Source organism: Patulibacter minatonensis DSM 18081, assembly GCF_000519325.1.
GTDB lineage: Bacteria > Actinomycetota > Thermoleophilia > Solirubrobacterales > Solirubrobacteraceae > Patulibacter > Patulibacter minatonensis.
This window is the reverse complement of record NZ_KI912613.1, coordinates 4,831,342-4,855,315: the sequence shown is the minus strand read 5'-3', so window position 1 is coordinate 4,855,315 and position 23,974 is coordinate 4,831,342. Positions and strand designations below refer to the sequence as shown.

20 protein-coding genes are annotated in these 23,974 nt (G+C 74.6%); 14 read left to right on the top strand and 6 right to left on the bottom strand.

Annotated features, from left to right (window positions below; all coding sequences use genetic code 11):
* The first annotated feature begins 38 nt into the window (after positions 1-38).
* On the top strand, positions 39-950 hold the full coding sequence (locus PATMI_RS32625) for a type I pantothenate kinase (RefSeq protein WP_051472181.1): 912 nt from the start codon (positions 39-41) through the stop codon (positions 948-950).
* An 87-nt stretch (positions 951-1,037) separates the two neighbouring features.
* Entirely contained in the window at positions 1,038-1,832 is a 795-nt protein-coding gene (locus PATMI_RS0122820) for an SDR family NAD(P)-dependent oxidoreductase (RefSeq protein WP_026912581.1), read from the top strand.
* Between the two features lie 187 nt (positions 1,833-2,019).
* Here PATMI_RS0122820 and PATMI_RS32620 read toward each other — a convergent pair whose 3' ends face one another.
* On the bottom strand, positions 2,020-4,209 hold the full coding sequence (locus PATMI_RS32620) for a hypothetical protein (RefSeq protein WP_036726297.1): 2,190 nt from the start codon (positions 4,207-4,209) through the stop codon (positions 2,020-2,022).
* A gap of 295 nt (positions 4,210-4,504) precedes the next feature.
* Here PATMI_RS32620 and PATMI_RS0122810 point away from each other — a divergent pair, with 295 nt between their 5' ends.
* Complete coding sequence (locus PATMI_RS0122810) at positions 4,505-4,957, top strand: MaoC family dehydratase N-terminal domain-containing protein (RefSeq protein ID WP_026912580.1); 453 nt, start codon at positions 4,505-4,507, stop codon at positions 4,955-4,957.
* Entirely contained in the window at positions 4,954-5,400 is a 447-nt protein-coding gene (locus PATMI_RS0122805) for a MaoC family dehydratase (RefSeq protein WP_026912579.1), read from the top strand. The genes PATMI_RS0122810 and PATMI_RS0122805 overlap by 4 nt, the downstream gene beginning before the upstream one ends.
* A gap of 24 nt (positions 5,401-5,424) precedes the next feature.
* Here the strand turns inward: PATMI_RS0122805 and PATMI_RS0122800 are convergent, their stop codons facing one another.
* Together PATMI_RS0122800 and PATMI_RS0122795 are read right to left on the bottom strand one after the other, a co-directional pair.
* A complete protein-coding gene (locus tag PATMI_RS0122800) occupies positions 5,425-6,729 on the bottom strand; it encodes a YihY/virulence factor BrkB family protein (RefSeq protein WP_084270184.1) in 1,305 nt (434 codons plus the stop codon).
* A 143-nt stretch (positions 6,730-6,872) separates the two neighbouring features.
* Entirely contained in the window at positions 6,873-7,580 is a 708-nt protein-coding gene (locus PATMI_RS0122795) for a hypothetical protein (protein WP_026912577.1), read from the bottom strand.
* An 89-nt stretch (positions 7,581-7,669) separates the two neighbouring features.
* Here PATMI_RS0122795 and hrcA point away from each other — a divergent pair, with 89 nt between their 5' ends.
* The 3 genes from hrcA (at position 7,670) to PATMI_RS0122780 (ending at position 11,017) form a co-directional block, all read left to right on the top strand.
* Positions 7,670-8,695, top strand: a complete 1,026-nt coding sequence (hrcA, locus tag PATMI_RS0122790) for a heat-inducible transcriptional repressor HrcA (protein WP_026912576.1) — start codon at positions 7,670-7,672, stop codon at positions 8,693-8,695.
* On the top strand, positions 8,692-9,843 hold the full coding sequence (dnaJ, locus tag PATMI_RS0122785) for a molecular chaperone DnaJ (protein ID WP_026912575.1): 1,152 nt from the start codon (positions 8,692-8,694) through the stop codon (positions 9,841-9,843). Before hrcA ends, dnaJ begins: the two co-directional genes overlap by 4 nt.
* Positions 9,844-10,015: 172 nt before the next feature.
* Positions 10,016-11,017, top strand: a complete 1,002-nt coding sequence (locus PATMI_RS0122780) for a 50S ribosomal protein L11 methyltransferase (RefSeq protein ID WP_026912574.1) — start codon at positions 10,016-10,018, stop codon at positions 11,015-11,017.
* A gap of 485 nt (positions 11,018-11,502) precedes the next feature.
* Here the strand turns inward: PATMI_RS0122780 and PATMI_RS0122775 are convergent, their stop codons facing one another.
* Positions 11,503-12,393, bottom strand: a complete 891-nt coding sequence (locus PATMI_RS0122775; RefSeq protein ID WP_026912573.1) for an SMP-30/gluconolactonase/LRE family protein — start codon at positions 12,391-12,393, stop codon at positions 11,503-11,505.
* Between the two features lie 318 nt (positions 12,394-12,711).
* Here PATMI_RS0122775 and PATMI_RS0122770 point away from each other — a divergent pair, with 318 nt between their 5' ends.
* Genes PATMI_RS0122770 through PATMI_RS0122755 form a run of 4 tightly spaced genes read left to right on the top strand, consistent with a single transcriptional unit; the run spans position 12,712 to position 15,690 of the window.
* Positions 12,712-13,692, top strand: a complete 981-nt coding sequence (locus PATMI_RS0122770) for a PhoH family protein (protein WP_026912572.1) — start codon at positions 12,712-12,714, stop codon at positions 13,690-13,692.
* Entirely contained in the window at positions 13,689-14,279 is a 591-nt protein-coding gene (ybeY, locus tag PATMI_RS32615; protein WP_245604257.1) for an rRNA maturation RNase YbeY, read from the top strand. The genes PATMI_RS0122770 and ybeY overlap by 4 nt, the downstream gene beginning before the upstream one ends.
* Positions 14,276-15,253: a GTPase Era gene (gene era / locus PATMI_RS0122760; protein WP_051472180.1), complete on the top strand. Its 978-nt coding sequence runs from the start codon at positions 14,276-14,278 to the stop codon at positions 15,251-15,253. Before ybeY ends, era begins: the two co-directional genes overlap by 4 nt.
* Positions 15,254-15,255: 2 nt before the next feature.
* A complete protein-coding gene (locus PATMI_RS0122755) occupies positions 15,256-15,690 on the top strand; it encodes a hypothetical protein (RefSeq protein WP_026912570.1) in 435 nt (144 codons plus the stop codon).
* 34 nt (positions 15,691-15,724) lie between these two features.
* Here PATMI_RS0122755 and PATMI_RS0122750 read toward each other — a convergent pair whose 3' ends face one another.
* Positions 15,725-17,860 (bottom strand): hypothetical protein, encoded by a 2,136-nt coding sequence (locus tag PATMI_RS0122750; RefSeq protein WP_026912569.1) that lies wholly within the window; start codon positions 17,858-17,860, stop codon positions 15,725-15,727.
* A 734-nt stretch (positions 17,861-18,594) separates the two neighbouring features.
* On the opposite strand from PATMI_RS0122750, the gene hisIE reads away from it, so the two are divergent.
* Entirely contained in the window at positions 18,595-19,266 is a 672-nt protein-coding gene (gene hisIE, locus PATMI_RS0122745; protein WP_211241776.1) for a bifunctional phosphoribosyl-AMP cyclohydrolase/phosphoribosyl-ATP diphosphatase HisIE, read from the top strand.
* Between the two features lie 62 nt (positions 19,267-19,328).
* Here hisIE and PATMI_RS0122740 read toward each other — a convergent pair whose 3' ends face one another.
* The gene (locus tag PATMI_RS0122740; RefSeq protein WP_026912567.1) at positions 19,329-20,768 is read right to left on the bottom strand and encodes a hypothetical protein; all 1,440 of its coding nucleotides are present in this window, start codon (positions 20,766-20,768) and stop codon (positions 19,329-19,331) included.
* Between the two features lie 237 nt (positions 20,769-21,005).
* Between PATMI_RS0122740 and PATMI_RS38420 the strand changes: the two genes are divergently transcribed.
* Positions 21,006-22,688: an anthranilate synthase component I family protein gene (locus tag PATMI_RS38420; RefSeq protein WP_026912566.1), complete on the top strand. Its 1,683-nt coding sequence runs from the start codon at positions 21,006-21,008 to the stop codon at positions 22,686-22,688.
* Between the two features lies 1 nt (position 22,689).
* Positions 22,690-23,268 carry an anthranilate synthase component II gene (locus PATMI_RS0122730; RefSeq protein ID WP_026912565.1) on the top strand — a complete coding sequence of 193 codons (579 nt, stop codon included), beginning with the start codon at positions 22,690-22,692 and terminating at the stop codon, positions 23,266-23,268.
* Positions 23,269-23,974: the final 706 nt, after the last annotated feature.

Below are 23,974 nucleotides of genomic sequence, written 5' to 3'. Positions count from 1 at the left end.
GGCCGGGCCCCGGCACCTGAGGTGCCACGATGTCCGGCATGTCCTCCCGGGCCGTCCTGACGCGCGCGACCTGGGCCGGGATCGGCGCGGCCGACGGGCCCGCACGCCCGACCACGGACCCGGACGCCGTGCCCACGTGGGCGGACGACGCGCAGGTCGCGGACGCCGAGCGGGACGAGGTCGTGCTCCCGATGGCCCGGCTGGCCGCGCTCCGGCGCGCCGCCGACCTCGAGCTCCGCGGACGGCTCGCGGCGCTGCACCCGGCACTCGCGGGCGACGCGGCGCCCGACGGCGGTTGGGTGCTCGGCGTGGCCGGCGGCGTGGCGGCCGGCAAGAGCACGATCGCCCGGCTCCTGGCCGAGCTGCTGCCCGCCGAGGTCGGCGGGCCGGTCGTGGTCGTCTCCGTCGACGGGTACCTCCGCACCAACGCGGAGCTCGAGGCCGACGACCTGACGGCGCGCAAGGGCTTCCCCGAGAGCTACGACCACGACGGCCTGCGCGCGCTCCTGAGCGCGGTGCGCGCCGGCGGTCCGCCCGTCGACGCCCCCGTCTACGCCCACCGGATCCAGGACCGCGACCCCGACCGCACCGTCCGGGTCGACCGTCCCGCGGTGCTCGTCCTCGAGGGCCTCGGCGCGCTGTCGCCGGAGGTCCGGGATCTCGTCGACCTGGGCGTGTACGTCGACGCGGCCGAGGACGACGCCCGCGCCTGGTATCTCGAGCGCTTCCGTGCCTGGCGGGGCGCGGCGGCGGACGACCCGGGCGCGCTGCTGCACCGCATCGCGGAGATGCCGGACGAGGACGCCGACGCCCTGGCCCTGCGGGTCTGGGAGACGACGAACGCCCCCAACGTCCGCGAGCACGTCCTGCCGACCCTCGAGCACGCCGACGTCGTGCTCGAGAAGGGAGCCGACCACCGCGTCGAGCGCGTGCTGGTCCGGACGCCCTGACCCGGTCGACCGCCGCTCGGGCAGCGCGCGCCGGGCCGATGTCGTGGGACGCACCGGGACCAGCCCCGGCCTTGCGACCATCACCCCATGGACCTCGGACTGACCGGCCACGCGATCGTCGTCACGGGCGCCACCAGCGGCATCGGCCGCGCGGTCGCGTCGCAGCTCGCGGAGGAGGGCGCGCGACTCCTCCTCGTCGCCCGCGGGCAGGACGGCCTCGACCGGACCCGGGCGGCGCTGCCCGGCGGTCCGCATGCCACCCTCGCCGCCGACGCCTCCGACCCCGACGGCGGTGCCGCGATCGCCGCGGCCTGCCGCGACGCCCACGGACGCATCGACGGCCTGGTGCTCGCCGCCGGCGCCACCCGCGACGCGCCGCCGGAGGACCTGACGCCCGAGGACTGGGAGCTCCAGTGGCGCCTGAACGTCCTGGGCCCCCACGGGCTGCTGCTCGCGGCGCAGGACGACCTGGCCGCGGCGCCGGGAGGCGGCCGCGTCGTGCTGATCTCCTCGTCGTCGGGCAAGCGGCCGTCGGCGAGCAACATGGCCTACTCGGTCGGCAAGGCCGCGCAGCTGTCCCTGTCGCGCGCGTGGGCGCAGCAGCTCGCCCCGCGCGGGGTGCGGGTCAACGCGGTCGCGCCGGGGCCGATCGACAGCGAGATGTGGCTCGCGGACGGCGGCCTGGCCGACCAGGCGGCGGCGCGCCGCGGGACGACCCGCGAGGAGGCGCTGGACGGCTCGCGCTCCCGCGTCCCGCTCGGTCGTTTCGGCACGCCCGAGGAGATCGCCGACGTCGTCGTCCTGCTGGCCTCCCCGCGGGCCGGGTTCGCGACGGGCGGCGCCTGGTCGGCGGACGGCGGCTCGGTCGCGACGATCGTCTGACCGCGCGTCCGCCGCCCCCGCCGCGGCGAACGACCGCACCGGCGCACGCTCCGCCCGTGCTCGCCTCGTCCGGGCCCGCCCAGCCCGTGCTCGCCTCGCCCGGGCGCGCCCCGTCCGTGCCCGCCGCGGCCCACGCCCCACGGCCCGGCATCGCCCCCGGCGCGCGACCAGCGGGGTCCCCTGCCGGTCAGCCGGCCGACGGCACGACGATCGTGCGCTCGATCGTCGTGGTCCGCTTCGCGGGCAGCGTGACGAGCACGACGAGCTGCGGCCCCGGGGTGGGGTTGCCGTTCTGCGGTGCGACGGCGACGACCTCGCCCCGCGCCTTGGGGGGCAGGCCCTTGAACCGCACCTGGAAGCGGCTCCCCGTCGGGGTCACGACGGTCAGGAGCCGCGAGAGCGCCGCGGGTCCGATCCGCTGGCCGACCTTCAGCGAGCCGGCGTCGCCGGAGCCGTAGGTCGGGATCCGCAGCTGGGCGGAGATCGTCTCCTTCCGCAGGTTCCGCACGACGTACGTCGTGCGGATGCTCGTCGAGGCCACCCGGTGCTTCACCGTCAGCCGGACGCTCGCGGCCTTGTCGGTGCCGGTCAGCGCCACGGGACCGTCCATGGTGCGCGCCACGTTCAGCCGGCTCCTCGCCGGCGCGATCACGGTCTGGGTGTCCTTGTAGACGCCGCGCTGGGTGTCGACGAGCGTCCTGCCCGCCGCGCGCAACCGCAGCCCGAGCGCCCCGTCGCCGCTGCCCCCGACGCCGGTCAGTGCGCGGCCGCGCGAATCCAGCAGCCGCGCGGGCTCGAGGCCGCCGACCTTCAGCGGCGACCACGGCTTGAGGAACGCCGTGGCGAAGCGCGAGGTCGTGACGGCGGTGCGACCGATGTCGGCGTCGTTCGTGACGGCGTCGGGCAGCTGCTGGAGGTCCGCGCCGGTGTCCGCCGGGCTGGCGAGCCCGCGGTCGGCCATCTCAGCCAACGTCGAGGCGAACCGCGCGGTGCCGGTCAGCCCGTCGAACGTCGGCGTCACGAGCGGCCCGCCGGAGAGCCCGAAGGCGGTGGCCGGCAGCACGACGGAGCTGGCCGCGGCGGCGCGCTGCTGGTACGTCGCCACCGCGCGCCGGACGAGCCAGCGCGTCGTGGCCTGCTGCGACGGCAGGTACGCCTGCGCGGTCGAGCCCTCCGTGCCGGCGGCGAACCCGCGGAGCGCGAGCAGCCAGTACTGCGTCAGGTGCAGGCGCGACAGGCCCTTGCCGGAGTCCCAGTTCAGGTAGCCGCTCGTCGACCAGTCGCCCCAGGCGGTCCGGCGGACCCAGCCGCGCAGCGTGTCGCGGACGCGCTTGGGCAGCTGGCCCATCCCCGCGGCGCGTGCCTGGTCGAGGTAGGCGAGCGCGCCGAGCGTGATGTTCGCGTACTCGGCGGTGTCGGAGCGATTCGTGGCGTTGTCGGCACGGCGCTGCGGCAGGTAGTGGAAGGCCCCGCCGGTGCCGAGGTTCGGCGACCCGCCCGGGTAGGCCGTCTTCCGCGCGTGCTCGGCGAACCAGATCAGCTGGTCGCGGTAGTCGCGGCGCAGGAGCATCGGGTCGCCGGTGACGGTCGCGTCGGCGGCGTAGAGGTCGGCGCTCCAGTTGATCTGGTTGAGCAGGCGCGAGGGCGAACGCCAGAACGGCGAGCGCGCGACGGCGCGGACGCGGTCGACGATCAGGTCGCGGGACTCCTGCGACAGGCCGGCGATGTCGCGGGCCCGCCAAGCGGCCGCGAGCGCGCGGGCGGCGACGGCGTCGAGGGCCTGGTGCATCGACACGAGCCCGCCGACCGGGTCCGCGAACCCCGGGGCGTGGATCGTCACGCTGTGGCCCGGCGCCGGAGCGGGGGCGACCTTGCCGTTCAGCGTCGGGACGTACATCGGGCCGGTGAGGAGCTTCACGAGCGGCTCGATCCGCTCGGGGTGCGCGTCGGTGCCCGTCCGGCCCGCGAGCGCCGCGTAGGAGTGCACGAGGAGCATCTCGGCGTTCAGGCGGGCGCGTGCGACGCCGGCGACGACGTAGGCGCCCTGGTCGGCGTTCCACAGCCCGTCGATCGGGGTGGTCGCGGCGTCGGCGACGGCCCACAGGTCGCCCGGGTCGGCGGCCTGCAGCCGGGCCTCGCCGGTGGCCAGGGCGCCGGGATCGGCCGTCCCCGGGGCGCTCGGCTCCGTGGGGTCGATCTCCGACCGCGGCGTCGCGGCGGTGCCCGTCCCGGTCGGTGCGTCGATCTCGGCGGCGGCGCCGGCGGGGGCCGGATCACCGTCCACGACCGCGGCGCCGGCCAAGGCGGGCGAGGCGGCGAGGAGGACGACGGCGAGGAGCGGGGCCAGGGCGCGGCGGACGGGGGGTGACGCGTGCACGACCGCGCATGGTGTCGCATCGCCCCGACGACGTGCGTCACCGGCGGGCGGGCGCCGGGTGGTCGCGGACGGGGCGGGCGGGGGCACGCGGACGATCCTGCGGTCACGACGCCCGCGGCACATCGGGGAACTCCCCGCCGGCGTCGTGCGCACCGCGCCGCCCACCCGACGTCCGTGGGATGGGTGCTCCGCCCGAGGGCGTCCGGCCCGGCGTCGTGGGTACGATCGGCCGGAGTCCGCCGATCGCGCCCTGGCGGGCGTCCCGGCGGCGACCGACCCCGGAGACGATCCCGACGTGACCGAGACCACCGCCCCAGTGGGGAAGCAGTACCCGCCCGTCGACTACGTGCTGGGCCGCGAGAAGATCCGCGAGTACGCCCGCGCCGTCGGCGAGACCAACCCGCTGCACCACGACGTCGCCGCCGCGCGCGCCGCCGGGCACGACGACGTCGTCGCACCGCCGATGTTCGTCGTCGTCTACTCGGCGGAGGCGATCGGGACCGCGATGTTCGACCCCGAGGTCGGCATCGACATGGCGCGCCTCGTGCACGGTGCCCAGGAGTTCTCGTGGGAGCGCGTGCTGGTCGCCGGCGAGGAGGTCTCCACCGTGATGACCCTCGACGAGGTCCGCCACGTCGAGACCGCGGACCTCACGTACTACGTGTTCGGCGCGACGACGACCGACGCCGCGGGCGAGGTCGTCTCCACCGGGGTCTGGACCAACATCGTGCGAGGAGCGGGCGAGTGAGCGACGAGAAGACGGCCCCCGAGAGCGCCGCGGACGTCGTCTGGGAGGACGGCGCCGCGGTGCCGACCCTCACGGTGCTGCCCGACAAGTACCTGACCGTCCGCTACGCGGGCGCGTCCGGCGACTTCAACCCGATCCACGTCGACGAGGAGTTCGCCCAGCAGGTCGGGCTCCCCGGCCGGATCCTGCACGGCCTGTGGACGATGGCCCAGGTCGCCCGCGCCGCCACCGAGGCGGTCGGCGGCGACGAGGCCCCCGGCTCGTTGCGACGGCTCGAGGTCGCGTTCCGCGGCATGGCGGTGCCGGAGGAGGACGTCGTGGTCACCGGTGACGTCAAGACCGTCGAGGACGGCCTGGCGACGGTCTCGCTGACCGCCCGCCAGGGGCGCGCCCGCGTCGTGCGCAACGGTCGCGCGACGGTCCGGGTGCCCGACGGCCGCTGAGCGGCCCGCCCGGGCGCAGCTCGCTCAGGCCCGGTCGTCGTCGCCGTCGACCGGGGGCCCCAGGCGGTCCGCCGCGCGGGGGCCGACCGGGCGCGGGGGGCGCGGCGTCACCGGGAGGACCTCGGTCGGTGCCTCGTCGACCGGTCCGGCGTCCACCGGCCCGGTGTCTGCAGGGCGGGCATCGACCGGCTCGTCGTCGTCCGCGTCGGCCGGGCGGACCACGGTCGGCTCGCCCGCGTCGGCCGCGGTGACCAGCGTCGAAGCGTCGGGACCGTCGCTCGACCGCACGTCGGTCGGCTCGTCGTCGCGGGCGACCTCGTCCCCGTGCTCCGAGCGGGCGAACTCCTCGACGCCCTCCTGGATCGCGGTCACCGCGGCACCGCCCGAGCGACGGGCCCGGCGCCGCTCGCGCAGCCGGGTGCGGCGCGCGCTGCGCTCGACCTCGAGGACGGGGCTCGCGGCGCGGTCGGCGAGGGTCTCCGCGGTCCGGTCCTCCATCGTCCGCTGCGCCGAGATCGCGGCGTTCAACTCGGCGCCCAGGAGCAGCGAGCAGCTCGAGAACCAGAGCCAGAGGACGACGACGATCGCCCCCGTGAACGCCCCGTACAGCGCGCCGATGTTCACGACGTTCGAGATGTACTCCGAGAGGCCGTAGGAGACCAGCAGCCACGCGACGACCCCGAGCACCGCGCCGGGCGTGACCAGGTGGAACGCCCGGTGCTTGAGGTCGGGTGTCACGTAGTAGACGAACGAGAAGCCCAGGAGCGCGCTGGCGACGGCCGCGGGCCAGCGCAGCAGGCTCCAGATCTCCGCCGCGCTCTCGTCCGCGCCCACGAGGTCGAGGATGTCCTCCGCCAGGCCGCGTCCGACGACGACGAACACCACCGTCGACAGCACGAGCGTGATCAGCGCGAACGTCGACACCACGTCGACCGCCTTGCGCCGGACGAAGCTGCGACCGCCCTCGACGCAGAAGACGACGTTCAGCGCGCGGCGGATCGACTCGAGCACCCCCGTGGTGCCGAACAGCGCCAGGAAGATCGACAGGACGAGCCCGGTCGTCGCGGTGCTCTTGTTCCGGAACGCGTCGCGCAGGGACTCGTCGATCGGGCGCACCACCGACGGCGGCGCCACGTCGTCCAGGTACCGGACGATCGCGTCGTAGGTCCGGGGGTACTCGCCGACGACGCCGAGGATCGACAGCGCGAGCAGGATCGCCGGGAACAGCGACATGAGGCTGTAATAGGTGATCGCAGCGGCGTGCTGCGTCATCTGGTCGTCGTAGAACGAGACGACGGTGCGTTTGATGATTGCCCAGGTTCGGCGCATCCGACCGGCGGGAGCTTGACGGCTCGCGGACGGGCGGGGGCCGCGGTGGGGGTGCGCGGGGTCGCCGGCGCGCCTCGGCAGCGGGTCGCCGGCGCACCCGCGGGACCTCGCGCATCACGTCGGCGGTCGCCCCGGCGCCGTCCTCACCGCCGCTGCAGCACCCCGCCGACGAGTGCCACGACGGCCGGGACGGCCAGCAGCTCGGCGAGGAACGTCGCCGGCGCCGCGGTGTCGGTGAGCAGCCGCTGCCCGTCGGCGCTGTCGATCCCGCCGCGCCACAGCAGCCAGAGCCCGGCGGCGAGCGCGAGCACGACCAGCGCGCGGGGGAGGTCCTGGTGGTCGACCTTCGACGGCAGCAGGCCGATCGCGGCGCTCAGCGCCACGAACGCCCAGAGCACGGCACCGACGTCGACGGGGCGCTCGGCGAGGGCCCGCGGCAGCTCGTGCGGGGCGTCGCCCAGCGCGACTCCGGGGACCAGCGCGCACCCGGCCGCGTAGACGAGGGCGGGCACGAGGACGAGCGGCGCCAGGCCGACGGCCGCCCGGCCGACCGCGCCGCCGAGCACCGGGATCCGCGACGGGTGCCAGCGGACCTCCCCGAGCAGCACGCCGCCGTCCCGCATCGGCGTGGGGGAGAACGGCACGAAGCGCGTGACCTTCCCGAGCAGCGCCGTCGCCACCGCCGCGTGCGACGCCTCGTGGAGCGTGACGCCCGGCGCGAGCAGCGCCCAGGTCGCCCACCGGCGCGGCCGGCCCGCACGGATCGCGTCGCCGACGAGCCCGTCGAGCAGCCGGCGACCCAGCACGTAGACGCACAGGAGCTCCACGGCGATCACGGCGAGGACGACCATCGGCCGGGGACGATGGCAGCCCTCCCTGAGGATTCGCCCAGGACCCCGGCGCGGCCGCCTCCGGGTCGCCCGGTACCCTGGGGAGGGAGATGCTGACGCCCCGTCAGGAGCTCGTCCTCGGCAAGGTCGTGGCGCGCTTCCGCGAGACCGGACTCCCGGTCGGCAGCAAGATCCTGTCGTCGGACGAGGACGTCACCTTCGGGCCCTCGACGATCCGGGCGGAGCTGTCGCAGCTCGAGGAGCTCGGGCTGCTGGACCACCCGCACACCTCGGCGGGCCGCGTCCCGACCGACCAGGGGCACCGCTACTTCGTCGACCACCTGCTGCCCGCGACCGTCGGCGGGCCGTCGGTGGAGCTCGAGCTCGTCCAGCGCGAGGTCGACGAGGCGATGCGCGTGACGAGCGAGACCCTGTCCGCCGTCACCGACCTGCTCGCCGTCGTCACCGCGCCGCCGGTCTCGACCGCGACGATCCGCCACGTCGAGGTGCTGCTGCTCCAGCCGAACGCGGTGATGGTCGTCGTGATCACCTCCGCGGGCGACGTCGCCAAGCGCGTCGTGACGTTCCCGGGAGCCGTCGACCCGGGCCTGGCCGCGTGGGCGAAGGAGTACCTCAACGAGCGGCTCGCCGGCATCGGCCTCGGTGCGCGGATGCTCGGCGCCCGGCTCGACGATCCCGGCCTGGGGCCGACGGAGCTCCGGTTCCTGCAGGCCCTGCGTCCCGCCTTCGAGGGGCTCGGTGCGTCCGACGCCGGACCGGGCGGCGGGGTCTACGTCTCCGGCGCCGCGCGGCTGATGCAGAGCTCCCGCTCGTCCGAGGTCGCGCACCTCGACGCGCTGGTCGACGAGCTCGAGCGGCGGGCCACGCTGCTCGGCATCCTGCGGCACGCGCTGGGGGGCCCGGACGTCGTCGTGCGCATCGGCGCGGAGAACCCGATCCCGGCTCTGCGATCATTGACGGTCGTCGCCGCGGGATACGGACCCCCGCAGCGGAAGTTGGGCAGCGTGTCGGTGATCGGCCCCGTCCGGATGGACTACCCGCAGGCCATCCGCGCAGTGCGGGACGTCGCCTTCCAGCTGTCGCGTTACGTCGAGGAGCTGTACGAACAAGCATGAGTCAGACCGTGCCGCGTGATCCCTACGAGGTGCTCGGTGTCTCCCGTGATGCGGACGAGGCCGAGATCAAGAAGGCCTTCCGCAAGAAGGCACGGACGCTGCATCCCGACGTCAACCCGGACGACCCGGACGCGCAGGAGCGCTTCCGCGAGTGCGCCGAGGCGTACGAGATCCTCTCCGACGCCGAGCGCCGCGCCACGTTCGACCGCTACGGCCACGACGGCCTCCGGCAGCGCGGCATGGGCGGCGGTGGCGGCCAGGGCTTCGAGGGCTTCGGGTCGATGCAGGACCTCTTCGGCGCCGTCTTCGGGCAGGCGTTCGGCGGGGGCGGCGGCGCGGGCCCGGGCGGCCCGCGGCCCGGCGGCGACCTCGCCGTCGAGACCGAGATGACGCTGAAGCAGTCGCTGACCGGCGACCGCGTGAGCGTCGAGTACGAGGTCGTGGCGCGCTGCGACACGTGCACCGGCAGCGGCGCGAAGCCCGGCTCGGGCACGAAGACCTGCGGTCAGTGCGGCGGCCACGGCGTCGTCGACCGCGTCAACCGCACCCCGTTCGGCGAGATGGTCCGCCGCGTGGCCTGCGACGCCTGCAGCGGCCGCGGCCGGGTCCCCGAGGACCCGTGCACCGACTGCCGGGGCGAGGGCCTCAAGCCGACGACGCGCACCCTCGAGGTCGACGTCCCGGCCGGCATCGCCGACGGGCAGCGGATCCGCCTGAGCGGCCGCGGCCACCAGGGCGAGCCCGGGGCCCCTGACGGCGACCTCTACGTCGTCGTCACGGTCATGCCCGACAAGCGCTTCGTGCGCGAGGGCGACGACCTCATCACCGTCGTGCCGGTCCCCGCCCCGCGCGCGGCGCTGGGCGAGACGATCACCGTCGAGGCCCTGGACGAGCCGCTCGAGGTCGAGATCCCCGCCGGCACCCAGCCCGGCAAGACGATCACCCTGCGCGGTCGCGGCATGCCCCGCATCGGCGGCGGTCGTCGCGGCGACCTCCACGTCGTGGTCGACATCTCGATCCCGCGCCGCCTGAACGACCGGCAGCGCGAGCTCCTGCGCGAGCTCGCCGACTCCCTCGACGACAGCCAGCTGGACGACGCCGACGAGTCCGTCGTCGGCCGCCTGCGCCGCCTGTGGCGCAAGTCGTGAGCGCCGGAGTGGCGTCGGCGGGCCCGCGTGCTGCCCGGGGCGTCCACGACGCGGGTCCCGCGGTCCTCGTGGGAGCCGTCGTGATGCGGGTTCGTGCGGGAGCACCCGTCGCGCGGGATCGACCGGCCGGCCCGACGCGGTCGTCCACCGTCCGCCCGACCAGTCCGACCGCGTGATCCGCCTGGCCTTCCGGGTCCGCCCGGCCGACGCCGAGGTCGTCCTCGCCGAGCTCATGGACCTCGCGCCGGGCGGCGTCGAGGAGACCGACCTCGGCGACACGATCGAGTACGCGGTCTACGGCGCCGAGGGCGAGCTCCCGGCGCTCCCCGCGGTCCGTGCCGTGGTCGGCGACGCCCTGGTCGAGGTCGTCTCCACCGAGGTCGCCGACGACTGGGCCGACCGCTGGCGCGCCTTCCACGAGCCGATCCTGATCAAGGACCGCCTCTACGTCCGCCCGCCGTGGTCGCCGGCGTACGAGGGTGGGGGAGCGGGCGCCGACTCCACGCCGACCGGTCCCGGAGGACGCGGGGCGTCGGGTGGGGCGGCGGCCGCGGCCTCCGACCTGATCGTCGACCCCGGCCAGGCGTTCGGCACGGGCGCGCACGCCACGACCCGGCTGTGCCTGGAGTTCCTCGTCGAGCTGACGGACGCCCGCGTCGCGTCCGGCGAGCCGCTGGGCCCGGTCCTCGACCTCGGCTGCGGGTCGGGAGTCCTCGGCATCGCGGCCTCCCGTCTGGGCTGGGGCCCGGTCCACGGCGTCGACCACGAGGTCGCCTCCGTCGAGGCCACGCTGGAGAACGCCCGCGTCAACGGCGAGCCGATGACGGCCGACCGCTTCGATCTGCTCCGCGACGGCGCGACGGCGATGCCCGGGGCCCACGGGCCGGGCGGCCACGCCGCCGGTCCGGGAGCGGGCGCCGACCACGCCGCGCCCGCCGACGGAGCCGTCGGGACCGACTCCGCACCGCTGGTCCTCGCGAACCTCCTCCGCCCGCTCCTCCTCCGCGTCGCAGCCGACGGCTTCCAGGGCGAGCCCCCGCACCACCTGATCGCGTCAGGCCTCCTGGTCCACGAGCTCGACGGCGTCGCCGCCGCCTTCGCCCGGACCGGCCTGGTCGAGGCCGAACGCCGGACCCAGGGCGACTGGGCCGCGCTGCTGCTGCGGCGCGGCTGACGGAGCCCGGCGGGCCGGCGCGCCCCGGCGGACGCCGGGCGGGCGGTACGGACGGCGGGGAAGACGACAGTCGACGACTCGCCGCATCTCACTGTCGGGAGTCCCGCCGGAGGAGCGGGAGACGCGACGGTCGACGGACCGTCGCGCTTCGCTGTCGGGTTTCCCGCCTCCGCGCAGGTCGGTCCGCGCCGGCTCCGCGACCCTCGAGGACCCCGTGTCGCTGAGCGAGCTGCACGACCCGACAACGAGTGCGGGCCACCGATCGAGTGTCGGGTCGTGCAGCTCAGGGATGCACGCCCCGACAGTCGATCGCGGTCGCGATCTCGTTGTCGGATCATGCAGGGCGATCGGACCCGTGCTCGGTGCCGCAGCTCCGGGTCGACCGGATCTCGGCCGTGTTCCGCCGGCCCGCCCACCCGTTCCCGACGCCAGTCATTTCAGCCCCGCCCTCGTCCCGCCGGCCGGCCGTCCCCGCGGCCCCGGCCTCACCCCGCCGGTACGTCCACGGTCGTCGTCAGGAGCACGGCCTCCCGGACCGCGACGCGCGCCGCCTCGTGGAAGTCGGGGGCCGCGCAGGCCAGCAGCGTCCGGCCGTCGTCGCCCCCGAGGCCGCAGGCGAACACGCCGAGGCCCTCGGGCATCGCGACCTCGTCGACGATCCGGCCGCCCGGGGCGATGCGGTTCAGGACGCCGCCGAGCGCGTTGGCCGCCCAGACGTGGCCCTCGGCGTCGACGGCGCACCCGTCGGGGGCGAACGCGAACGACGCGAGCATCGTCGCGAGGTCCGCCGGCTCCGGGGCGGGCTGCACCTGGGCCCACACGCGCCGGTCGTGCAGCGTCCCGTCGGGCGCGATGGTGAAGGCTGTGAGGCGCGCGGCGAAGGTCTCGGCGACCACGAGCGTCGTGTCGTCGGCGAGCACCATGCCGTTCGGGAACCACAGGTCCGAGGCGGCGACGCTCGCGGTGCCGTCCGGGGCGACGTGCACGAGGTCCGCGGTCGTCGGGTCGGCACCGCCCATCAGGTCGAAGCCGAAGTTCCCGACGTAGGCGTGGCCGTCGCGGACCAGCATGTCGTTGGGGTGGCCGCTCGCGAGCCCGTCGAGGTCGGCGTGGATCGCCACGGCCCCGTCGGCACCGCGGCGGAGGAGCTTCCGGTCCTTCATCGAGACGACCAGCAGGTCGCCGTCGGGCAGCCACCCGAGGCCGGACGGCTGGGCGTCGACCCGCAGCACCCTCTCGGTCGTGCCGTCGGGGTCGATCGCGAGGACGGCGTGCGAGTAGAAGTCCGAGACCCACCACCGCCCGTCGTGCCACCGCGGACACTCGAAGTAGTGCCCGTCGTCGACGAGGGTGCTCAGGACGTGCTCGCTGCTCATGTCGCTCCTTCGGGGGATGCCTTCGCGAGCACCCTCTCGCGCCGGAGCGCCCGTGTCCATGCACCGGTGGTCCGCCCCGGCCGGTCCGCCGGGCGCCGACCGCCCGGTCCGCGCTCCGCCCGCCCCGGGCTCGAACCCGCCCCATCACGTGAACGCCGTGTGAGAGCCGTTCGATCCGTCCGGGGGAGGGGCGTATGATCTGCCTTGCATGAACGCAACCGCGGCAGGCCCCGATGGGCCGCGCACCCTCGTCGATTCCGGTGGTGCGCGCCGCGGAACCACGAACCCAGGGAGAACGTTCTGAGGCGACGGCTCGAAGTGCCGTATGAGGTCGCCGTTCAGCTCAGCGATGCCGGTGAAGCCGGCCTCCGCGCACTGGGGGAGCACGTCGACTGCGACGTCTTCCTGCGCGGAAATCTGCTGACGCTCGACGGTGAGGCGGAGGCGGTCCAGCAGGCCGCCACCGTGGTCCGGGAACTCATCACGCTGTCCTCGCGCGGGCACACGCTGGACGCCGGGACCATCCCGGCCGTCGAGTCCGCGCTGGGCGCGTCCCAGAAGCCGGCCGAGGTCCTCACGGACGTCGTCTGGCAGAACCCGTCGCGCGACGTCCGCGTGGCCCCGAAGACGGCGCTGCAGAAGCGCTACGTCGACGCGATCCGCGAGAACACGGTCACGTTCGGCATCGGTCCCGCCGGCACCGGCAAGACGTTCCTGGCGGTCGCCGCCGCCGCGGACGCCCTGGCGCGCCACGAGATCAAACGGATCATCCTGACCCGCCCGGCCGTCGAGGCGGGCGAGCAGCTGGGGTTCCTCCCCGGCGACCTCATGCAGAAGATCGACCCGTACCTGCGGCCGCTCTTCGACGCCCTGCACGACATGCTGGACCCCGAGCGGGTGACCGCGTACATGGAGAACGGCGTGATCGAGGTCGCGCCGCTCGCCTTCATGCGCGGCCGCACGCTGAACGACGCCTTCATCATCCTGGACGAGGCCCAGAACACCACGCCCGAGCAGATGAAGATGTTCCTGACGCGCCTGGGCTACCGGTCGAAGATGGTCATCACGGGCGACATCACGCAGGTCGACCTCCCGCGTGAGCAGCGGTCGGGCCTGGTCGCGGTGGCGGACGTGCTGGAGGACGTCGAGAAGGTCGAGTTCGTGCGCTTCGAGCGTCGTGACGTCGTCCGGAACGACCTGGTCCAGAAGATCGTCGCCGCGTACGAGACCCACGCCGAGAGCCTCGCTCCCGAGCTCCGGCCGGCAGACGGTCGCCGCAAGGAGCGTCGCCCCGCGTGAGCGGTCCCGACCCCGAGGCCTTCGGGACGCCCGTCCCGGGTGCCTCGGGGTCGGGAGGCTGGCCCTCGACGTCCGACGTCGGTGCGGCCGACGACCTCGGCCCGGATGTCGAAGGATCCGCCCTCGAGATCGAGCTCGAGGTCGACCACGAGGACTTCGACGAGGACCGGCTCCCCGACGGCATGCCGTCCGGCCAGGACCTCCGCGAGCTCGTCGAGACCGCCGCGGCGTCCGCCGGCGTGACCGACGGCCACGTCGCGATCACCATCCTCGAGCCCGAGGCGATCCACGCCCTGAACCTCGAGCACCGGGGCAGGGACAAGCCGACGGACGTGCTCTCGTTCCCTGTCGACGGAGCCGGTCCGGTGGCCGGTCCGCGCGAGATCGGGGACGTCGTCGTCTGCCCCGAGCACACGGTCAGCATGCGGGAGGCCGTGGTACACGGCATCCTCCACCTCGTGGGCTTCGATCACGAGACCGATTCCGGCGAGATGCTCGCCGTGCAGGGACAGATCCTGTCCTGGTACGAGAACCACGACCCGCCCCCCTCCCCGCCCGCCGGCCCGACCGCTGGGACCGAGGCTTGAGCACGTACGGCCCCGACGACGGCGTCGAGCTGCCCGTCCCGGTCTTCGACCCGGACGAGAAGCCCCTGACCGACCCGGATCTCGACCCGGACGCCAAGCGCTCCGGCTTCGTCGCGTTCGCCGGCCGCCCGAACGCCGGCAAGTCGACGCTCACCAACGCCCTGGTCGGCGCGAAGGTCGCGATCACGTCCGACAAGCCGCAGACGACCCGCCGCGCGATCCGCGGGGTCCTGACGCGCGAGGACGCCCAGATCGTCCTCGTCGACCTTCCCGGCGTGCAGCGCCCGAAGGACTCGCTCACGGGCCGCATGCAGCGGCGGGTGGACTCCGAGCTGCGCGAGGCCGACGTCACGCTGCTCGTCCTGAACGGCGAGGAGGGCGTCGGCCCGGGCGACCGCTACATCGCCTCCCAGCTCCGCGAGACGCGCGGCCCGACCGTCATCGCGGTCAACAAGGTCGACCGCCTGAGCCGCGGCGAGACGATGGCCGTCCTCGTCGCCGCCGCCGAGCTCGAGATCGGCGAGGACGTCTTCCCGATCTCCGCGAAGTCCGGGATCGGCGTGCAGCCGCTGCTGGAGCACCTCGTCGGCCTGCTGCCGAAGGGGCCGTTCTACTTCCCGGTCGACGAGAGCTCCGACCAGCCGCAGCACGTCCTGCTGGCCGAGCTCGTCCGCGAGCAGATCCTGCGCCGGACCTTCCAGGAGGTCCCGCACGCCGTCGAGGTCCAGATCGAGGAGATCGAGCGCCCCGGCGACGACCTCCACGTGATCGTCGCCAACGCCTGGGTCGAGTCGCCGTCCCAGAAGGGCATCCTGATCGGCGCCGGCGGCAAGATGGTCCGCACGATCGGCACCGCCGCCCGCAAGGAGCTCGAGCGCGAGCTCGGCACCCGCGTGCACCTGGACCTCCAGGTCAAGGTCCGCCGCAACTGGCGCTCCGACGACACGCTGCTGGACCGGCTCGAGATCGACTGACCGTGGCGGGTCCGCCCGCACCGAAGGACCCGACCGGCCCTCCGGCCCACATGGACCTGCCGGGTCCGTCCGCACCGGAGGACGGCGCGGTCCGGCGCGGTCCCGTCCTGCACGCGTTCCTGGCCCTGGAGCTCGTCCTCGCGCTGCTGGGCATCGCGGGCGTCCTGATCGAGCTCGTCGCCACGCCGGCCGCGGAGCGCTGCACCGGCCCCGGCACGGCGACGTTCTCCTACGTCTCGGTGACCTCCGCCCTCGGCGCCGTCCCGCTCGGGCTGCTCGTCCTCCTGGGCCTGGCGGCCGTCTGGGTCCGCACGGAGCAGCGCGTCCGCTGGATAGCCGCGGAGATGGTGCTCACGGCCTCGGCGACCGTGATCGGCGGCCTCTCGTTCCTCGGCTGGATCGGGGTCTGCAGCGGGCACGGGCCGTTCGGCGGGTGACCCGCAGGGCAGCCCGTGCGCCGGGCGAACGGCGCTAGTCCGCGTCCGGCCGGATCACGCGGGTGATCTGGGTCCGGCTGTTCACGCGGATGCGGATGGTCGCCTGGCTGCCCGGGCGGGGGAGGGTCGAGCGGACGCCGGGGCGGCTGCGGGTGATGATCCCGCCGGGCGTGAGGCCGAGGAGGCCCACGTGCATCGAGGCGCCGCCGGCGGAGCGGACGACGTAGTCCTGACCGCGGCCGCAGCCGGGGAGCCGGCCGCGCTTCGGCAGGCCGAGGACGCCCGGACCGCAGCGCACGGTGCCGCTCCGGCCGGCGGACGGCAGGCGGAGCTGGACCTCGACGTCGCGGCGCGGGTCCACGAGGTAGGTCGTGATGATCCGGTCGGGCAGGAAGCGGTGCGTGACGCGGACGACGGTGTCGCCCAGGGCGGCGCGGCCGGTGTAGGCGTTCGGGTCCTTCTTCGCCTGGCGCAGGGCGAGCGCGCCGACCTGGGTCGGGCCGGGCTGCGTGTCGAGCAGGACCTTGCCGTCGCCGACCAGGCGCAGGCCGAGCGAGCCCTGTCCGCCGCCGCCCAGGGCGATCAGGCTGTCGGCGTTCGCGTCCAGGAGCCAGGCGGGCTCGAGGCCGCCGCCGGTCGGGATCGCGGTCGGGGACAGCGCGGTCGAGTAGCGCGGGCCGTTGACGGTGAGGCGCTTGAACTCGGGGTCGAAGCGGGTCAGGACCGGCGCCTTGGCGGACGCGGGGGCGGCGAGGCGTCCGCGGCACCGGCAGTCCGCCGCCCACTCGGCGATCGTCGCGCCGAGCCGGACGCTCGCGGTCGTGCGGTTGTTCCGCACCCCGACGAAGCGCGACGGGTAGTTGAACGACGTCGCCGGCAGGAGGACGGTCCCGGCGCCGGAGGACCAGCGGCGGAAGAGCTCCTCGCCGCGGCTGACGACGCGGTCGCCCTCCGTCGGGTCGCGCTTCGTCATCCCGGCGCTGCCGAGCAGGCCGTTGGCGACGCCGTCGAGCGCGAGCGCCCAGTACTGGCGCAGGTGCAGGCGGGAGCCGGCCTTCCCGGTCTCCCAGTTCAGGTAGCCCGACGCCGTCCAGTCGGCCTCGAGCGTGTGGGAGACCCAGGCCGTCAGCGTCTTCTGGTCGTCGTCGGAGAGCGGCTTCATGCCCGCCCTGACGGCCTCGTCGTAGTAGCGCAGGGCGCCCATGACGATGCTCGCGTACTCGACGGTGTCGCTGCGGTTGAGCACCGTCTGCGAGTCGGCCTCGGGCTGGTAGAAGAACCCGTTGCCGCTGCTGAGGTTCGGCCGGCCGCCCTCGACCGTCGGCTCGTGCGCGTGGTCGACGAACCACTGCAGCTGCGCGCGGTAGTCGTTCTTCAGCAGGGTGTCGTCGTTGGAGACGGTCGCGGCGGCCGCGTAGAGGTCGGCGTTCCAGTTGATCTGGTTCAGCAGGCGCTCCGGGTTGCGGAACGCCTTCGAGGAGGCGACGGCCACGACGTCCTTGCGGATCGCGTCGCGGGCCTTGCCCGAGAGCTTCACGTTCGCGCGCGCCAGCCACGCCATCCGCAGGCCGCGGGCGACGGTGGCGTCGATGCTCGGGTGCTGGTTGACGACCTCCGAGGACGACTGGCGCCACCCCGGCACGTGGATCGAGTTGTGGCGGGAGCTGCCGAACTTCTCGCCCTCGCTGCTGTCGATGTACGCGGGGCCGGTCAGGTAGGCGACGATCCGGCGCACCCGGTTGTCGTGCCGCGCGGAGCCCTTGTGCCCGGCGACGGCCGCCGCCGCGTGCAGGCGCAGGAGCTCGGCGTTCAGTCGGGTGCTGACCCTGCCGCCCGGGGAGACGTACACGCCCTTCTTCTCGTTCCACAGCCGGTTCAGCGGCATCGAGACGGCGTCCGGGACCGCCCAGGCGTCGTCGTCGTCCGACACCGACAGTTCGCGCTCGGCCTTCTTGCCGGCCTGGTCGAACTTCGGATCCGTGGGCACCTCGTCGGCGTCGCTGCCGTTGTCGACGGAGTCCTCGGTCGTCGGATCGGCGACCCGGGTCGTGCCCGTCGGGGTCGATCCGCCGTCGCCGCTCCCGAAGGCGACGAACGCCAGCAGAGCGGCCAGGAGCGCGGCGAGCGCCGCGGCGGCGATTCGCCGCCGGTGCTTCGGCGCGGCCTTCATCGGCGGCAATGGTATGGATTCCGGCCGCCGAGGCACCCCACCCGCCGGGTCGCCAGTGGTGGACGGCGTTCGCGGGGTGGGACCGGGGGCGGGCGGTTCGCGGGGTGGGGCGGCACGGAGCGCTGCCGGACGGCTCGTGGGGCGGGGGGTGGCAGCGGGTTGTGCGGCGGGGCGGCACGGATCGCTGCCGGACGGCCGGGTCATGCGGGTCGGCGACCCGAAGACCTCGGACCAGCGGCCGACGACCGCAGGAATGCGCGCCGGGGCCGGACGTCACACGGTGCCGGCGTGCATTCCTGCGCTGGGGGCGCAGGTTCGAACGCCGGCCGTCTCGTTCCGCGATGCCGGCGTGCGTTCCTGCGCCGGGGGCGCAGGTTCGAACGCCGGCCGCGCCGCCCGGCGGGAGCCGGCGTTCGTTCCTGCGGCGGCCGCGTGGTCGGCTCGGCCCGGCAGCGCGGCGATCGTCGCACGGCCGAGCCGCTCGGCCACCGGGCCGCTCGGGCACCGGAACGGCCCCGCCGCCCGGCCACCTGGCCTCCGAGTACCGGGCCGCCCGAGTACCTGGCCGTCCGGCCACCCGACCGCCCGAGTACCGGCACCGGCCACCCGATCGCCCGGCCACCCGACACCGGACCGCTCTGCCACCGGGCCGCCCGAGCACCCGACCGCTCTGCCACCGGACCGCCGACCCACCCGGAGACCCGCCGCCGGACCCCCGCTGTCAGAATCGCCGCGTGCCCGTGCTGCCGGACCTGACCGCCACCGTGCGCTTCGACGACGCCGGCCTCGTGCCGGTGGTGATCCAGGACTGGAGCACCGGCGAGGTGTTGACCCTGGCCTACGCCAACGACGAGGCGCTGACGCGGACCCGCGAGACCGGCGAGCTGCACCTGTGGTCGCGGTCCCGCGACGAGCTCTGGCACAAGGGCGCGACCTCCGGGAACGTCCAGAAGGTCCGGGCGCTCCGGATCGACTGCGACCAGGACGCCGTCCTCGCGCTCGTCGAGCCCGCCGGCCCCGCCTGCCACACCGGCGCGCGCACCTGCTTCCACCCCGTCGGCGCGCCCGAGGGCCCCGCGGCCGACGACTGGGCCCCCGAGGGCGAGGGCGTGGGCGCCCTGCTGGCACCGCACGAGGTCCTGCCCGACCTCGTCCGCGTGCTCGCCGACCGCCGCGCCAACGCGCCCGAGGGTTCCTACACCGCGCAACTGCTCAACGACCGCGCCTTCGCCGGCGGCAAGGTCGAGGAGGAGGCCGAGGAGGTCTTCCGCGCCGCCCGCGAGGAGACCGACGACCGCGTCGACAACGAGGCCGCCGACGTCCTCTACCACCTCCTCGCGCTGATCCAGGGTCGCGACCGCACCCTGGACGACGTCCTCGAGGTCCTGCGGCAGCGCCGCGCGTAGGCGCGGCGCCGTCGCGCCGCCGCAGTCCGATCGCGCTGCGGCCGACCGGTCAGGCCCGCCGCCTACCGCCCCGCGTCCTCCGGCACCAGCGAGTGCAGGATGTCCGTGAGGACGCCGAGCAGCGGCTTCGGGGTGCCGTCGGTGTGCATCAGGCCGGTGGTCCAGTTCAGGCAGGACGTCGTCCGGCCGCCGTCGCACTGGACGTCCTGCAGCAGGAACTGGCTCATCATCTTCACGCCCGGGAACTGGCTGGCCAGCCGGAACGCGTCGCCGACGAGCTTCGCCTGCTCGGGCTCGGTGACCGCGCGGTGCGTCCCGATCACGGTGGTGAAGTAGCCGTACTCGGTGAGGTAGAGGTCGCTGTCGGCCCACGTGATGCGCTTGCGGGCGGCGAGCTTCGTCAGGAGCTTGTGCAGCTTCGCGGTGTCGCCGAGGATCGCGTCGTCGGGCCGTCCGTCGGCGGACGTGTTCGACGGGCCGGTCTCGAACGAGTACGGGTGGTGGGCCCACCCGTCGCCCGGCAGCTGGGTGAAGCCCTTGCACGCGCCCTTCCGGATCGGCTTGAGCTTCGCGTCGACGCAGGCCAGCTCGCGGATGAACTGGAGCGGCGGGACGCCGCCGTGGAGCCCCGACAGCGCGTAGGACCCGGTGCTCGACGTGGCACCGATGAGGAACGTGGCGTTCGGGCTGATCGCCTTCACCCGCGGGTACGCGGCGGTCAGCATCCGGCGGTAGACGCCCGGGCTGGCCGGCTTGCGGCCCTTCTTCGTCTTCTTCCACTGCGGGGTGAGGAAGCCCTTGATGTTCGGCTCGTTCCACAGCGTGTACGTGTTCACCGCGGGCAGGGGCTGGACGACCGGCTTGGCGGGCGCCGCGGGAGTCGTGGTCGTCGGCGCCGGCGCGGGCTGCTTGCCGCCGCCGAAGAGGGCGTCGAAGAGGCCGCGGGTGGACACCTGCGGAGCGCCCGACCCGGTCGCGGCGGACGTCGCGCCCGCCTTCGACCGTGCCGCGCCGGCCGCCGGCACGAAGTCCCCGTGGTAGCGCCGGACGACGGCCTCCGCGAAGTCCGAGAACGCGCTCGGGTCGACGTTCTCGCGGGCCCGGATCCCCTGCGACCCGACGGGCTCGGTGGTCGCCCAGTACGGCGCCCAGAAGCCGATGTCGATCATCGGCTCCATGTGGTGCGCGCGGACGGCACGGACCGCGAGGTCGAGACGGTCCCACACGCCGGCGGGGTACGACGCCGAGTTCTTCGCGTCGAAGATCGGCTGGGTGTCGCTCGCGGCGTCCGGGGCGATCTCCTGCCAGTTCGCGGTCAGCCGGACGTGCGTGAACCCGATCGCCTCGGCCTTCGACAGGGCCCCGTCGACCTTCGCCTGGTCGCCCGACAGCAGCAGCGCGTCGTCCTGCACCACGCTCGAGAGCGCGCTCGCCTGGGATGGCGCGCCGGCGAGCGCCAGCAGCACGAGGATCGGCAGGAGGAGTCGGGAGGCGAGCGTCATGGGATGGCGGCGCCGGGTCGGGCAGGCGCTCTCGACGAGAAGCTCGGCCGCCGGGGCTCCCGTGGCACGGTTCGAGTCCTCCGATGGACGAACGACGGGGCGGCCGCCTGGACCTATGGGCGCCCGCCCGCGGCCCCGGGCCGCTCCGACGGGGCCGCGAGCCGGTGACCGACTCCCACCCGGGTCCGCCCGGAGGCGTCCCGTCGCCCCTCGGCTCCTCCTGGGAGAATCACGGTCGTGCCCGTCGCGCCAGATCTCGCCGCCTCGCTGGCCCGGGCCGAGGCCCTCGGGCTGCAGCTGCGCCCGACGCTCGACGAGGCGCTCGCGCTGGCCGTGGACCACGACGTCGTCCCGGTGCTCGCGCAGACCATCGACGACGTCGAGACCCCGGTCTCCGCCTACCTCAAGCTCCGTGCCGCCCACCCGGGCGAGCCGTCGTTCCTGCTGGAGAGCGCCGAGCAGGGCCGCGTCGGCCGCTTCTCGTTCCTCGGGGTCCGCCCGGCACGGACGATCGAGTGGTCCCTCGGCGACCCGGGCGACCCCTACGCGATGGCCCGCGACGCGATCGGCCGCCGCCGCGTCGCCCAGGTCGACGGGCTCCCGCCGTTCGTCGGCGGCGCCGTCGGCGTCTTCGCGTTCGACCTCGTCCGCACCGTCGAGCCGCTCGCCGACCCGAACCCCGACGTCCTCGGCACCCCGGACCTCGCGCTCCAGGTCACCGACGCGATGGTCGTCTTCGACGGCCTGCTGCACACGATCACGGCGCTCGCCCCGCTGCACACGGGCGCGGACGCGACGGCGGAGGGGCCGGCGCCGGCCACGGCCGGCGCGCCGAGCGGCGTGTCGGGGTCGTCCGCCACCGGCGCCGCGACCGCCGGCACGTCCGTCGACGACGGCACCTCCGGCCCGGCCGCGGGCGCAGGCGCGACTCCCGCCGGGCGCGCCTCCGACGAGGTCCTCACCGAGCGCTACGCGACCGCCGCGGCCCGCATCGTCGAGCTGCGCGAGGCCCTGCTCCGCCCGACGCCCCCCGGCCGCACGTCGACGCAGGACGGACCGCTGCCCGTCCGCGAGGCCCCCGAATGGGTGTCGAACCACTCGCGCGAGGCCTTCGAGGCGATGGTCGCCCGGATCATCGAGTACGTCCGTGCCGGCGACGCGTTCCAGGTCGTCCCCTCGCAGCGGTGGACGGCGGAGCTCGGCATCGACCCGTTCTCGGTCTACCGCGGGCTGCGGGTCGTCAACCCGTCGCCGTACATGTACTACCTCGACTTCGGCGACTGGCAGGTCGTCGGCGCGAGCCCCGAGCCGCTCGTGACCGTCCGCGGGCGCGAGATCTCGATGCGCCCGATCGCCGGCACCCGCCCGCGCGGCGGGACGCCGGCGGAGGACGCAGAGCTGGCCGAGGGCATGCTCGCCGACGAGAAGGAGCGCGCCGAGCACGTGATGCTCGTCGACCTCAGCCGCAACGACCTGGGAAGGGTCTGCGAGTACGGCACCGTCACCGTCGACGAGCTGATGGTCGTCGAGACGTACTCGCACGTCCTCCACATCGTCTCCGCGGTCTCCGGCACGCTGCGGCCCGAGGTCGCGGCCACCGACGCCCTGCGCTCCGTCCTGCCCGCCGGGACGCTGTCGGGCGCGCCGAAGGTCCGGGCGATGCAGATCATCGACGAGCTCGAGCCCGTCAAGCGCGGGGGCTACGGCGGAGCCGTCGGCTACCTCTCGTGGTCCGGCGACCTCGACTCCTGCATCCACATCCGCACCGCGGTCTTCAAGGACGGCACCGCGCACGTGCAGGCCGGCGGCGGCACGGTCGCCGACGCGCTCCCGGCGTACGAGTTCGAGGAGTCCGTCAACAAGTCGCGCGCGATCCGCCGCGCCGTCGAGGTCGCCCTCGCGCAACCGGATTGGGCCTGACATGACCTCCGTCCTCGTCATCGACAACTACGACTCCTTCACCTACAACCTGGTGCAGGAGCTCGGCGAGCTGGGCGCGGAGATCGACGTCGTCCGCCACGACAAGGCGACCGTCGACGAGCTGCTCGATCGCTCACCGGACCGCGTCGTCGTCTCGCCCGGCCCGTGCACGCCCGACGACGCCGGCATCTCGCTCGAGGCCGTCCGCCGCTTCCCCGAGGCCGGGATCCCGCTGCTGGGCGTCTGCCTCGGACACCAGGCGCTCGGTCAGGCGTTCGGCGGCACCGTCGTCCGCCACGAGCCCGTCCACGGCAAGACCTGCCTGATCACCCACGACGGCCGCTCGATCTACACCGGGCTGGCCGACGAGGTCGAGGTCGGCCGCTACCACTCGCTCGTCCTCGAGGAGCCCGCGCTGCCGGACTGCTTCGAGGTCACCGCCCGCGGCGGCGGCGTGATCCAGGGCGTCCGCCACAAGGACCTCCCGGCCGAGGGCGTCCAGTTCCACCCCGAGTCGGTCCTGACCCCGCTCGGCATGGGCATGCTCGCGCGGTTCCTGGAGCACGGCGTCGCGCGCTGACCGCGACGCGGGCTGCGACCGCGGGCCGGGCGACCCCGACCCCGACCCCGACCGCGACCCCGACCGCGACCTCGATCGAGCGTCGTCGACCCGGTTGATCCAGTGCGGACCCATGCGCGGAGCGGTTCGGGGTCACCGATGGTCGGGATCCAGCCACCGGTGACCGTGGCGGTCGGGGGATCGAGTGGTGATCCAGGGTGCATGTCGTGGATGGTCGGTATCCGACCACGGGTGACCGTCGCGGTCGTGGAATCCGGTGACGGGGTGGATAGAGGTCCCGGACGGTCGGTACCCGACCGGAGGTGACCATTGGGCCCCGTGCCACCGGGGGTGGAGGTCGTCGATGGTCGGTGTGCGCCCATCCGTGACCGCGACGGCCGGGTGATCGACCGGCGGGCCAGGATGAAGGTCACCGATGGTCGGTATCCGACCATCGGCGACCGCGGTTCCGCCGGACGCCGAAAGTCCGCCCCGGACCCCCGCCCGCCCGATCCGGCCGGCGCCTCCTCGAGCACGACCTCGCGCGCTGAGAGAGGACGGCGCCCGGCAGGGTCGCGGTCGCGACCTGCAGGATCCGCCAACGAACACGGACTGCCGATCGACTGTCGTCTTGTGCATGCCTGCGCTGCAGGATCCGACACTCGATCGGCCCGCCGAGTTCGTCGTCGGATCGTGCAGCTCCGCGCCGACGCCGGATGTCGCGACC